Consider the following 11,723-nt stretch of genomic DNA (forward strand, 5'->3'; position numbering starts at 1 on the left):
TCAACGACCACACCGACAACCAGACACCGCACCTGCCTCGTTCCAACCAGACGAGGCACGTGCGAAATCCGGGTCTAGAGGCAGCGGTGGGGGTGGGGCCCTAAGCGTGGGCTCTTCTGCCGGGCTTCTTCGCCGCGGACTTGGTCGCGGACTTGGTCGCGGCGCCGGACGCCGCGGCCTTCGCCGTTCTCGTCTGCCCGGTCGCGGCGGTCTTCGCCGACCGCTTCGCCGGTGCGGATTTCTCCGCCTTCTCCGCCACGTTCCGCTCGCGCGCGGTGCGCTGCGCGGTGCCGCTCTTCGCGGCGGCCTTCGCGGGCGTCTTCGCGGCGGTCGCCGTCTTCTTCGCCGGGGTCTTCTCGGCGGCCTTGCCACGCGCCCGCAGGGGTGTGACCGAGGCGGACCCGTTGCCGCCCCCACCGCCGCGGGCCGCCCGGACGCTCTTCTCCAGGGCCGCCGTCAGATCGATGACCTGGGCGCCGGAGGTGCCGGACGTGTCGGCGGCGACCGGGGCCGTGCCCTCCAGTTTGGCGGCGACGAGTTCCTCGACGGCCTGGCGGTAGTCGTCGTGGAGTTCGGCCGGGTCGAGTGCGCCCAGCGAGTCCATCAGGGTCTCGGCCAGCGTGAGTTCGTTCTCGCGGATCTTCACGTCCTCGGGTGCGACCCCGTCCGCGGGCCGGATCTGATCCGGCCACAGCAGCGCGTGCATCACCAGCGCGCCCTCGTAGGAGCGCAGCATCGCCAGGTTCTCCCGGCCCCGCATCGCCACCTTGCCGATCGCGACCTTGCGGTGGTGCTCCAGCGCCTCCCGCAGCAGCGCGTACGGTCTGGCGGCGGCGGCCCCGTTGGGCGCCAGGTAGTAGGACGTGTCCAGCTGGAGCGGGTCGATCTCGCCCGGGTCGACGAAGGAGAGGATGGCGAGGGTCTTGGCGGTCGGCAGCGGCAGCCGGGACAGATCGTCGTCGGTGATCGGCACGACGATGTCGTCGCCCGGCGGCTGATAGCCCTTGCCGATCTCCTCGTTGGGCACCTCCTCGCCGTCCAGTTCGCAGACTTTGCGGTACTGGACGGGTGCGCCGTCCTTCTCGTGGATGCGGACGAAGGAGACGGACGAGGTCCGGTCGGTGGCGCTGTAGGTCTTCACGGGGATGGTGACCAGGCCGAACGATATCGACCCGTTCCATATAGATCGCATAGTTCATCCCTTGTGTGGGATTCTCATGGTATGTCGCCGATCACCGTCGTGGAGGGGCGGCGCCTCTCGCTGACCAACCTGGACAAGGTCCTCTATCCGGAGACCGGCACCACCAAGGGCGAGGTGCTGCACTACTGCACCACCGCCGCGGACGTGCTGCTCGCCCACCTCCACGACCGGCCGGTGTCCTTCCTGCGCTTCCCCGACGGGCCCGGCGGCCAGCGCTTCTTCACCAAGAACGTGCCGCCCGGCACGCCCTCCTGGGTGGAGACCTGCGAGGTCCCCCATTCGAGGTCGGCGCCCACCCGGCAGGTCCTGATCCAGGACCTGGCCACCCTGGTCTGGGCCGCCAACCTGGTAGTCGAACTGCACGCCCCGCAGTGGACCCGCGACGCACCGGGCATCGCCGACCGGCTGGTCTTCGACCTGGACCCCGGCGCACCGGCCACCGTCGTCGAGTGCTGCACCGCCGCCCGCTGGCTGCGCGGCCGGCTGGCCGCCGACGGGCTGGACGCCCACGTCAAGACCAGCGGCTCCAAGGGCCTGCACCTGATCGTGCCCGTCGAGCCCACCCCCGCCGAGGACACCACCGCCTACGCCAGGGCGCTGGCCGTGGAGGCCCGGACGGCCCTTCCGGACCTGGTCGTGCACAAGATGACCAGGGCGCTGCGCGCCGGCAAGGTCTTCGTCGACTTCTCCCAGAACGCCGCGGCCAAGACCACCGCGGTCGCCTACACCCTGCGCGCCCGCCCGACCCCGACCGTCTCCACCCCCGTCACCTGGGACGAGGTCGCGGCCTGCGCCGAACCGGGCCAACTCGCCTTCCGCTTCGACGAGATCGCGGAACGCCGGGAGCGGTACGGCGATCTGCTCGGGCCGCTGCTCGACCCCGGCCGGGCCCGCCCGCTGCCCGGCCCCGCCCGGCGCCTGGCATAGATTGGCGGGATGCAGGAGGGGACCACACACCACGACACCATGCGGCTGCGCCTCCCGGACCGGCCGCCGTCGGACGACGGACCCGCGCCCGGGGGCGGCGACGGCACCGGTACGGGCGGGCTGCGCCGCTCGTCGATGCTGATGGCGGCGGGGACCGTGGTCTCCCGCGCCACCGGGCTGATCCGCACCGTGCTCCAGGCGGCGGCGCTGGGCACCGCGCTGCTGGCAAGCACGTACACCACCGCCAACGTCGTCCCGATGAGCATCTACACCCTGCTGATCGGCGGCGCGCTGAACTCCGTGCTGGTGCCGCAGCTGGTCCGCGCCCGGGCCGAGCACGCGGACGGCGGCCGGGCCTACGAGCAGCGGCTGGTCACCCTCGTCCTGAGCGTGCTCGCCGTCGGCACCCTGCTCGCGGTCTGGGCCGCGCCGCAGATCGTCGCCGTCTTCACCCCGGACACGCCCGGGCACCACGCCGCCTTCGCCCTCACCGTCGTCTTCGCCCGCTTCCTCCTCCCGCAGATCTTCTTCTACGGGCTGTTCTTCGTCTTCGGCCAAGTCCTCAACGCCCGCGACAAGTTCGGGGCGATGATGTGGACGCCGGTGCTCAACAACGTCGTGCTGATCGCGATGTTCGGCGGGTACATCGGCCTGCTGGCCGGGTCGGACCGCGTCGAGGACATCACGCCCGGCCAGATCGAGCTGCTGGGCATCGCCACCACCGGCGGCATCGCCCTCCAGGGCCTGGCCCTGATCCCGTTCGCCCGGGCCGCCGGCTTCCGCTTCCGGCCGCGCTTCGACTGGCGGGGTACCGGGCTGCGCAAGACCATCGGCGCCGCCCGCTGGACCCTGCTGCTCGTGCTCGCCAACCTGGCCGCGATGGCCGTCGTCACGCACTACGCCAACGCCGCCGACCAGCAACTCCCCACCGCCGGCGTCGGATACGCCGCCTACGGCCAGGCCCAGGGCATCTGGACCCTGCCGCAGTCGATCGTCACCGTCTCGCTGGTGACCGCGCTGCTGCCGCGGATGAGCCGGGCGGTCGCCGAACACCGCCTGGACGACCTGCGCGACGACCTCTCCCGCGCGCTGCGGGTCAGCGGCGTGCTCATCGTCCCGGCCGCCTTCTTCTTCCTGGTCTTCGGCCCCCAGGCCGCCCAACTGCTCTTCGCCCACGGTGCCGTTGACGCCGCGTCGGCCCGGCCGATCGGACAGATGTTGCAGGCGTTCGGCCTCGGCCTGATCCCGTTCTCCACCCAGTATCTGCTGCTGCGCGGCTTCTACGCCTTCGAGGACACCCGGACGCCGTTCTGGATGGCCGGGTGGATCGCCGGTGTCAACATCGCCCTGGCCACCGCGTGCCATCTGTGGCTGCCCGCCCGCTGGGCGGTCACCGGGATGGCCGCCGCCTACGCCCTGGCGTACGGGGCCGGGCTGCTCGCCACCGCGCTGCTACTGCGCCGCCGGCTCTCCGGCCGCCTCGACGGGCGCCGGCTGTGCCGTACCTACGGCAAGCTGACCGCGTCCGCCGCCGTGGCGGGCGCCCTCGGCTGGCTGGCGGCCCGCGCCTGCTCGGGGCTCGCCACCCCGCCCGGCTGGACGCCCGTCCTGGCGCTGGCCGCCGGCGGCGCCACCATGGGCCTGGTCTTCGTCGTGGCGGCCAGGGTGCTGAAGGTCGCCGAACTGGGGAGCCTGCCCGGCCTCCGGTGAGGCGCCCGCGGGTTGTCTGGTACCGCGGCCGCCGTGCGGAGGCTTCGCGAGAAGGATCCGCGCTGCGCGGACCTCCTCGCGAGGCGTGCGGCGCGCTGGCCGGCCGCGTCCAACGCACCCGCAGAGACTGCCCGTTGGCGCGCACCCGGCACTCGGTGCCGGGTCCGTCCGCCCCGGGGAGCCGGCCCGCGCCGGCGCCTCCGGGGCGGACGGTGCGGGCCCGCCGCGGTGTACGGCACTCGGGGCGGTCCGCCATCGTATGGAGTACGCCAACCGGCGCGCGGCGGGCGCGGTTCTTAGCGTGGCCAACATGTCGACAGCGAGTTGGCCCCCCGTCCGAGCGGTGAGCGCCGCGGCCGTCTGCGCCGCGGGCCTGCTGGCCTTGTGCGGTCCCGCGGTCGCTGATGGCCCGTACGGCATCGACGACCTGCGCGGCGCGCCACCGTCCCGTGCCGAGAGCACGCTGGACGACCGGGGCGTGCAGTTCGTGCCCCGGCCCGGGGTGCCCGAGCCGCCGCGGGTCTCGGCGATGTCCTGGGCCGTCACCGAGCTGGGCAGCCGCAAGATCCTGGCGGCCAAGGACGCCCACCGGCCGCTGCCGCCCGCCAGCACCCTCAAGGCACTGTTCGCGCTGACGGTGCTGCCGCGTTTTTCCCAGGGGACGGTGCACACCGTCTCCGGTGCGGACCTGGCCGGCATCGAGTCGGGCAGCGCGCTCGCCGGGGTCAAGGAGGACACGCCCTACCGCGTCGCCGACCTCTGGCACGGCGTCTTCCTCAGCTCGGGCAGCGACGCGGTGCACGCGCTCGCCGCGATGAACGGCGGCTGGGGCAAGACCATCGCCGACATGCGGGCGACGGCGGACCGGCTGGGCGCCCGCGACACCACGGTCGAGTCGGCGGACGGATTCGACACACCGGGGCAGTTCTCCTCCGCGTACGACCTGTCCCTCTTCGGCCAGGCCGGGCTCGCCAACCCGGACTTCGCCCACTTCGCCGCGACGAAGACCGCACAGTTCCCGGTGGACGGCGGCGCGGACACCTCCGGCATCCAGAACACCAACCGGCTGCTGGTCGGCTCGCACGGCGTGGCGCCGTACGACGGCCTGATCGGGGTGAAGAACGGCTATACGTCGCACGCCGGGAACACCCTGATTGCCGCGGCCAGGCACGGCGACCGGACGCTGCTGGTCACCGTCATGAACCCCCGGTCCGGCGCCGAGAACGCCGTCTACGAGGAGGCCCGCGCGCTGTTGGACTGGGGCTTCGAGGCGGCGCCCCGGGCCGCGGCGGTCGGCATGCTGCCCGCCCCGGCCCCCGCCGAGCGCGATCCCGGGACCGAGAAGGCGGTCGACGGGGGGCCGACCACCAAGCTGCGCCGGGCGGCGGCCGGCAGGCCCGGCTCCGATGCGAACGCGGTGATCGTGTGGTCCTTCTCCGCAGCCGGTGCGGTCGCGGCCGCCGGGCTGGGTACCGCGCTGTGGTGGCGCCGGCGCCGGCCGGACGGGCCGGAGGACGGGCAGCCGTCCTGAGTCCGCCCCGGCGACCGCCAGATGTAGTACATCCGTGCGATCGGTCAGGTATCCGGAGCATGTGGTGTGACCTTGCCCGGTGAAGGATGACGCTTTTGCCATGGTTTGTGGTGACTGGCGGCGTTGGTCGGTGTAGCGTCCTGAACAGCTGTCGTGGTTCCGAAGTGCCGGGCGCCCGTGTCGCATTCACGGGCGTTCTTGTTGTCCAGTGCCTCTCCGGACCAGGGCGATCACCTCCGGGTTCCGCGTGGTGCGGGAGCCGATTCGAGCCCATCGAACGAAGGAGACGGACATGGCTTCCGGCACGGTGAAGTGGTTCAACTCGGAAAAGGGATTCGGCTTTATCGCGCAGGACGGCGGCGGCGCCGATGTCTTCGCGCACTACTCCAATATCGACGCGACCGGCTACCGGGAGCTCCTGGAGGGCCAGAAGGTGACCTTCGAGGTCACCCAGGGGCACAAGGGCCCGCAGGCGGAGAAGATCCGGGTGGCGACCACGCCGTAAGCGCCCCGGCCGCCCGTCGGAACACCGCACGGCGCCCGCTCCCTCACGCCGAGGGGCGGGCGCCGTGCTGTGCCGCCGTACGGGCGCTCCGGTCCTTCAGGGGCGGCGATCGTTGAGGATCTTCTGGAAGAGCCGGTGGTCGCGCCAGGCGCCGTTGATGTGGAGGTAGTTCTCGGCGGTGCCGTAGGGGGTGAAACCGCAGCTGGTCAGGACGCGCTGCGAGGCGAGGTTGTCCAGCAACGTGCCGGCCGCCAACCGGTGCAGGCCCAACTCCTCGTCGGCCGCCGCGCACACCGCCGTCACCGCGGCGGAGGCGAGCCCGCGCCGGAGGTGGCCGGCGTCTATCCAGTAGCCGACGGAGGCGCTGCACAGCGGGCCGTAGGTGATCTGGGAGAGGGTGATCGCACCGGCGATCTCCGGCTCCGCGGCGCCGTCGCCCGGCTCCCGGACCAGGACCCATGGCATGACCCGCCCGGCGTCCCGCTCGGCCAGCTGGAAGCGGAGCCGCTCCGACTGGCCGGCGGGGGTGTAGAACGCTTCGCCGCGGACCGGCTCGGTGCGGCGGAGGTGGTCGCGGCTGCGCCGGTAGGCCCGGGCGAGGCCGCCGGCGTCCGCCGGCTCGGCGGGGCGCATCAGGACGTCGGGGGCGAGCTGGACGGACGTGGTGATCATCCGTTCAGCGTAGACGCGGGGCGCGGCCCCGGACCCGGCGGATGCTCAGGTCTGCGGTGGCCGGTCCTCGCCCTCGGGCTTGCCGAACTGCTCCCGCATCTTCTCCTTGGCGGCGTCGACCTGACCCGTGTACTTGCCCTGGGTCCTTTCGTCGACGTAGTCCCCGGCCTTGTCGATGCCCTTGCCTGCCTGCTCCTCGTGTCCCTTGAGCAGTTCCTTGAGCTTGTCCAGTACGGACATGGGGCGTCCTCCTCACCACGGTCCCCCCTCGACACCAGCATCGCCCCGGGCCGGGACATGTGCATCAGGAGCTGGGAATGGGGGCCTTGAGATGGTCGCTGATGAACTTGAGAGAGCCGGCCGCCATCCCCTTCTGGTAATCCCAGGCGTTGTGCCGGCCGCCGGGAATGAGCTGCATCGAGGTGTGGATCGGACCCTTTCCGTACTTTTCGCGGAATTTACGGATGGGGTTGACGACCGAGGTGGCGGATTCCTTCGAACCGGCCTGGAAGGCGATGTAGACGTCCGGGCCGCCCTTTTTCAGCAGCTGCGCGGCGAGCTTCTCCGGGTTGTTGGCGTCCTTCTCCTTCTGGTGGCCGGCCCACATCGGGGAGTCCGGCACGATGTCCGGGCCGCTGGCTATCGCCGCCTTGAACTTCTGCGGGGACTTCAGTACGGACTTGAACCCGGCGAAGCCGCCCGACGACGAACCCATGAAGGCCCAGCCTTCGCGCGACTTGAAGGTGCGGAAATTGGCCTTGGTCAGATCGACGACGTCCTCGGTCAGCCAGGTGCCCATCTTCTGCTGGCCGGGAATATCACTGCCGTCGTGATAGCGGGTGTCCGGGTTGAGCATCGGCATCACCACTATGAACGGCAGGCTCTTTCCCTCCGCGGTCCACTTGGCGAGATTCTCCTGGAGCTTGATATCGCCACCGACCCAGTAATTGGTGACCCCGTTCTTGTCCTGCGGGCTGCCCAGGCCGCCGGGCAGGGCCATCAGCACCGGAAAACCGCTCTTGGCGTACTTGGGGTCGCTGTACTCCTTCGGCGCCCAGACCCAGACGCTGCCGGTGACGCCCGACTTCGCGCCCTTGAGCGTCGCCCGGCCTATGTGCGTGCCGTCGTCCAGGGTCCGGGTGATCCGGAAGTCGCTCTTGGGGCCGGTCGGCATCAGGGTGTCGCTGTCCACCGGCTTGACCGGTGTGCCGCCGTCGCCCTTGGCGCCCGCGTTGAAGTCGACCGGATTGCCGTTCTCCGAGCAGCCGGTGAGCAGGACGCAGGAGGCGAGGAGGGTGGCCGTGAGGGCGGCGGCGTAACGGTGTTTCAACGGTCTCTCCGGTACTGAACGATCACGTGCAAGTGACCATAAAGAGCGAAAACGGGTGCTGCCGGTTCCGTCGCCGGTTGCGGTAATCGAACCGTTATGGCGCTGTTGTCCGATGCGCCGTCGGTGCCGCGTCCGTGAGCCCATCGGCCCGTTCGACGGGCACGGCGCCGCGGTCCGGCCGAGAATGCAGCGGTGAGCGATGAACACCGCAGTGCCGAGGACACCGCCGTGCGCCCCCTGCCCGGTGATGAGGAGCGGCGGCTCGCCAGGAAGGCCCTGGCCGGCCGCGCCAGGGACGCGGGTGACCTGGCCCTGCTGATGGACATGCTGGGGCTGGATCCGAGCCGGGATCCGGGCCAGGAGGCGGCAGGCGGCCAGGCGGGCGCCCGCCGCCAGGAGCGGCTGCGCGGCCGGCAGGCGGGCCGCGGGCGCGGCGCGGGGCGCGAGCGGCGGCACGACGGGCGCCGCGACACCTGCCGCGACGCCCGGACGCCCTCCTCGGATCCCGGCTGAGCGTCCCTCCCGCCGGCCCCGCTCGGCCCGCCGCCCCGCCCGTCAGTCCACCGCCCGGCTCAGCCGCAGCGTCACGATCTGGAACGGGCGGAGTGCCAGCCGGACGGTGTTCCCCGCCTGCTCCAGCGCCGGTCCGTCGTCGGTGGGGCGCTCCAGAAGGTCGGTGGTGACCGCGCCGGCCAGCGGGAAACCGGTGGTGAGCGCGGTCCTGGCGCGCCCGCCGTGGGCCTCGTGGAGCCGGACGACCACATCGCCGCTCCGGTCGTCCGCGAGCTTGACCGCGGTGACCACCGTCGCGTCGTTGCCGACCGCGACCAGGGGCGCCACCGCGCCGGCCCCGGTCAGCCGACGCTCGGGCAGGTTGATGCGATGGCCCTCGCGTACCGCGTCGCCGACGGTGGCACCGGGGACCAGCGCGTACCGGAAGCGGTGGCTGCCCTGGTCGGTCTCCGGGTCGGGGAAGCGCGGGGCGCGCAGCAGGGACAGCCGGACGGTCGTGGTGGTGCCGCGCCCGCCGGCGTCGCCGTCCTCGCGGACCGTACGGGTGACGTCATGGCCGTAGGTCGCGTCGTTGACCAGCGCCACGCCCCAGCCCGGCTCCTCGACATGCACGAACCGGTGCGCGCACGCCTCGAACTTGGCCGCCTCCCAGCTGGTGTTGGTGTGCGTGGGCCGGTACAGATGCCCGAACTGGGTCTCGGCCGCGTAGCGTTCGGCGTGCACGTCCAGTGGGAAGGCGGCCTTGAGGAACTTCTCGGTCTCCCGCCAGTCGACCTCGGTGTCGACGTCCAGCCGCCGCTGCCCACGTGCCAGGGTCAGCGACTGCACCACCCGCGAGTCGCCGAAGGTGCGCACCACCCGGACCGTCGCGGCGTCCGGCGACGCCTCGGCGAGGGCGATCTCGTCCGCGTTCGTCAGGTCGGTGGCCGCGTTGCGGTAGAAGGAGTCCACGTCCCAGGCGTCCCACATGTTGGGGAAATCCGGGTGGAGTTGCAGCAGGTTCGCGGCCGTGCCGGGTGCGACGGCCTCGCGTCCGGCCGTCCGGTCGTAGGCCGAGACCACCAGGCCGCGACCGTCGACCTCGACGCGGAGCAGGTCGTGGGCGAGGACGAAGCCGCCGCCGGGGCGGGGCTCGGCGCGCACCGCGGCGCCCTCGGTGACCGCCGGTGCCACCGCGCCGGCCGCGACCCCGCCGCGGGTGTGCGGCGCCGAGTTCACCACCAGGGGCCGGCTGCCGCCGCCGGCCAGCGCGGCCAGTGCGCCGGCGATGATGCCCTCCAGCTCGGCGGCGAGTGCCGCATAGGTCCGCTCCGCCTCGCGGTGCACCCAGGCGATGGAGGAGCCGGGCAGGATGTCGTGGAACTGGTGCAGCAGCACCGTCTTCCAGATCCGGTCCAACTCCTCGTACGGATAGGGTCGTTGGACCTTCAGGGCGGCGGTCGCCGACCAGAGTTCCGCCTCGCGCAGCAGCTGCTCGCTGCGGCGGTTGCCGCGCTTGGTCCGCGCCTGGCTGGTGAGGGTGCCGCGGTGCAGCTCCAGATACAACTCGCCGACCCAGACGGGTGCGTCGGGGTACTCCGCCGCCGCCCTGGCGAAGAAGTCGGCGGGCCGCTCCCACTCCACCACCGGCGATCCGTCCAGATCCCGCAGCCGGCGCGCCTTGGCGATCATCTCGCGGGTGGTGCCGCCGCCCCCGTCGCCCCAGCCGGTCGGTGCGAGGGAGTGCCGGGCGATCCCCTTGTCCCTGAAGTTCCGTGCCGCATGGGCAAGTTCGGCACCGGACAGCCGGCAGTTGTAGGTGTCCACCGGCGGGAAGTGGGTGAAGATCCGGGTGCCGTCGATGCCCTCCCAGCGGAAGGTGTGGTGCGGGAAGGCGTTGACCTGGCTCCAGGAGATCTTCTGCGTCAGCAGCCACTTCGCCCCCGCCGCCCTGATGATCTGCGGCAGCCCCGCGGCGAACCCGAAGGTGTCCGGCAGCCACGCCTCGTCGTTCTCGATGCCGAACTCCTCCAGGAAGAACCGCTTCCCGTGCACGAACTGACGGGCCATCGCCTCCGAGCCGGGCATGTTGGTGTCCGACTCCACCCACATCCCGCCCGCCGGTACGAACCGCCCCTCGGCCACCGCCTGCTTGACCTTGGCGTACACCTCCGGCCGGTGCTCCTTGATCCACGCGTACTGCTGCGCCTGCGACATGGCGTAGACGAACTCCGGCTCGTCGGCGAGCAGCGCCGTCATGTTCGCGGTGGTCCGGGCGACCTTGCGGACCGTCTCCCGCAGCGGCCACAGCCACGCCGAATCGATATGCGCATGCCCGACCGCGCTGATCCGGTGGGCGGAGGCCGCCGCGGGCGCCGCCAGCACCTCCCGCAGCCGGCCGCGCGCGGCCCGCGCCGTCCCGTTGACGTCCTGGAGGTCGATCGCGTCCAGCGCCCGGCCCACCGCGCGCAGCAGTTCCCAGCGCCGTGGGCTGTCCACCGCCAGCTCCACCATCAGCTCACCCAGCACTTCCAGGTCCTGGACCAGCTCCCACACCTCGGTGTCGAACACCGCCAGATCCATCCGCGTCAGCCGGTACCGCGGCTCGCTGCCCGCCGTCTCCGGGTCGCCCAACTTCGTGGGCAGGAAGGGATGGACGTCAAGGATGACGGGATTGGACGCGGCCTCCAGATGCCACTCGACGCGCTCGCCGCCGCGCACCGGATCGCCGACCCGCACCCACTGGTTCCGCGGATTGAGGCCCTTCACCGGACTGCCGTCGGGCGTGTGGACCAGCGCCTCGCACTGGAAGCCCGGCATCCGCTCGTCGAAGCCCAGGTCGAGCACCGCCTCCACCGTGCGCCCGGCCCACGCCTCCGGCACCCTGCCGTGCACCCGGAACCAGGTGGTCGCCCAGGGCGCGCCCCACGCGTCGCCCACCGCCACCGGTTCGTGCCGGGCGGCCAGCCCCTCCGCGACCGGTACCGGCTCGCCGGGCGCGACCCAGGCCGCGACCTCCAAGGGGACCGACTCCGGGTACAGGGCCGGCCGGATGCGTTCGTCCAGGACGCGGCGGAGACGGGCTTCGACCAGTGCGCGATCGTCATGCATGGGGACTCCGTGGAGTGGGGTGGGAGGTGACGGGAACGGCCGTGGCTACCAGGGGTGCCGGGTCCCCGACGGGGCCGAGGAGGCGAAGAGCTCGTCCACGGCGCGGACTTCGAGCAGCGCCGCCGGCTCGTGCGCCGCGCGGCGCAGCCCGGCGAGGTGGAAGGCGGTACCGCAGGTACCTCCCAGGAACACCCGCGTGCCGTCCGGGAGGCGACGGTGCAACTCGTAGTGCCGGACCGGTCCG

The 11,723-nt window shown here is 72.1% G+C and carries 11 protein-coding genes; 5 read left to right on the top strand and 6 right to left on the bottom strand.

Annotation, left to right across the window (positions count from 1 at the left end; all coding sequences use genetic code 11):
- Positions 1 to 100 precede the first annotated feature (100 nt).
- Positions 101 to 1,192: a Ku protein gene (locus ACO1BR_RS33925; protein WP_426798942.1), complete on the bottom strand. Its 1,092-nt coding sequence runs from the start codon at positions 1,190 to 1,192 to the stop codon at positions 101 to 103.
- 30 nt (positions 1,193 to 1,222) lie between these two features.
- Here ACO1BR_RS33925 and ligD point away from each other — a divergent pair, with 30 nt between their 5' ends.
- The 4 genes from ligD to ACO1BR_RS33945 all read left to right on the top strand — a co-directional run bounded on the left by ligD (position 1,223) and on the right by ACO1BR_RS33945 (position 5,874).
- A complete protein-coding gene (gene ligD / locus ACO1BR_RS33930; protein ID WP_426798943.1) occupies positions 1,223 to 2,128 on the top strand; it encodes a non-homologous end-joining DNA ligase in 906 nt (301 codons plus the stop codon).
- A 141-nt stretch (positions 2,129 to 2,269) separates the two neighbouring features.
- The gene (gene murJ / locus ACO1BR_RS33935) at positions 2,270 to 3,838 is read left to right on the top strand and encodes a murein biosynthesis integral membrane protein MurJ (RefSeq protein ID WP_426799007.1); all 1,569 of its coding nucleotides are present in this window, start codon (positions 2,270 to 2,272) and stop codon (positions 3,836 to 3,838) included.
- 310 nt (positions 3,839 to 4,148) lie between these two features.
- Positions 4,149 to 5,369 (top strand): D-alanyl-D-alanine carboxypeptidase family protein, encoded by a 1,221-nt coding sequence (locus tag ACO1BR_RS33940; RefSeq protein WP_426798944.1) that lies wholly within the window; start codon positions 4,149 to 4,151, stop codon positions 5,367 to 5,369.
- Positions 5,370 to 5,661: 292 nt separating this feature from the next.
- The gene (locus ACO1BR_RS33945; protein ID WP_426798945.1) at positions 5,662 to 5,874 is read left to right on the top strand and encodes a cold-shock protein; all 213 of its coding nucleotides are present in this window, start codon (positions 5,662 to 5,664) and stop codon (positions 5,872 to 5,874) included.
- A 96-nt stretch (positions 5,875 to 5,970) separates the two neighbouring features.
- On the opposite strand, the gene ACO1BR_RS33950 is transcribed toward ACO1BR_RS33945, so the two are convergent.
- From ACO1BR_RS33950 to ACO1BR_RS33960, 3 genes are all read right to left on the bottom strand, one after another.
- On the bottom strand, positions 5,971 to 6,546 hold the full coding sequence (locus ACO1BR_RS33950) for a GNAT family N-acetyltransferase (protein WP_426798946.1): 576 nt from the start codon (positions 6,544 to 6,546) through the stop codon (positions 5,971 to 5,973).
- Positions 6,547 to 6,591: 45 nt separating this feature from the next.
- On the bottom strand, positions 6,592 to 6,786 hold the full coding sequence (locus ACO1BR_RS33955) for an antitoxin (RefSeq protein WP_426798947.1): 195 nt from the start codon (positions 6,784 to 6,786) through the stop codon (positions 6,592 to 6,594).
- Between the two features lie 64 nt (positions 6,787 to 6,850).
- Positions 6,851 to 7,876, bottom strand: coding sequence for an alpha/beta hydrolase (locus tag ACO1BR_RS33960; protein ID WP_426798948.1), 1,026 nt, complete (start codon positions 7,874 to 7,876; stop codon positions 6,851 to 6,853).
- Positions 7,877 to 8,068: 192 nt separating this feature from the next.
- Here ACO1BR_RS33960 and ACO1BR_RS33965 point away from each other — a divergent pair, with 192 nt between their 5' ends.
- Positions 8,069 to 8,389, top strand: a complete 321-nt coding sequence (locus ACO1BR_RS33965) for a hypothetical protein (protein WP_426798949.1) — start codon at positions 8,069 to 8,071, stop codon at positions 8,387 to 8,389.
- A 42-nt stretch (positions 8,390 to 8,431) separates the two neighbouring features.
- Here ACO1BR_RS33965 and ACO1BR_RS33970 read toward each other — a convergent pair whose 3' ends face one another.
- Both ACO1BR_RS33970 and ACO1BR_RS33975 read right to left on the bottom strand, forming a co-directional pair.
- The gene (locus tag ACO1BR_RS33970) at positions 8,432 to 11,479 is read right to left on the bottom strand and encodes an alpha-mannosidase (RefSeq protein WP_426798950.1); all 3,048 of its coding nucleotides are present in this window, start codon (positions 11,477 to 11,479) and stop codon (positions 8,432 to 8,434) included.
- A gap of 45 nt (positions 11,480 to 11,524) precedes the next feature.
- The coding region (locus tag ACO1BR_RS33975) for a GH85 family endohexosaminidase C-terminal domain-containing protein (RefSeq protein WP_426798951.1) at positions 11,525 to 11,723 on the bottom strand (199 nt) is incomplete at its 5' end.

The organism is Streptomyces sp. YGL11-2, from assembly GCF_050054615.1.
In the GTDB taxonomy this organism is placed as follows: Bacteria; Actinomycetota; Actinomycetes; order Streptomycetales; family Streptomycetaceae; genus Streptomyces.

What these genes read in the sequence shown, in the direction of transcription:
- ACO1BR_RS33925 (WP_426798942.1), bottom strand. Translation starts at nt 1,192, where the DNA reads ATGCGATCTATATGGAACGGGTCGATATCGTTCGGCCTGGTCACCATC.
- ligD (WP_426798943.1), top strand. Translation starts at nt 1,223, where the DNA reads ATGTCGCCGATCACCGTCGTGGAGGGGCGGCGCCTCTCGCTGACCAAC.
- murJ (WP_426799007.1), top strand. Translation starts at nt 2,270, where the DNA reads ATGGCGGCGGGGACCGTGGTCTCCCGCGCCACCGGGCTGATCCGCACC.
- ACO1BR_RS33940 (WP_426798944.1), top strand. Translation starts at nt 4,149, where the DNA reads ATGTCGACAGCGAGTTGGCCCCCCGTCCGAGCGGTGAGCGCCGCGGCC.
- ACO1BR_RS33945 (WP_426798945.1), top strand. Translation starts at nt 5,662, where the DNA reads ATGGCTTCCGGCACGGTGAAGTGGTTCAACTCGGAAAAGGGATTCGGC.
- ACO1BR_RS33950 (WP_426798946.1), bottom strand. Translation starts at nt 6,546, where the DNA reads ATGATCACCACGTCCGTCCAGCTCGCCCCCGACGTCCTGATGCGCCCC.
- ACO1BR_RS33955 (WP_426798947.1), bottom strand. Translation starts at nt 6,786, where the DNA reads ATGTCCGTACTGGACAAGCTCAAGGAACTGCTCAAGGGACACGAGGAG.
- ACO1BR_RS33970 (WP_426798950.1), bottom strand. Translation starts at nt 11,479, where the DNA reads ATGCATGACGATCGCGCACTGGTCGAAGCCCGTCTCCGCCGCGTCCTG.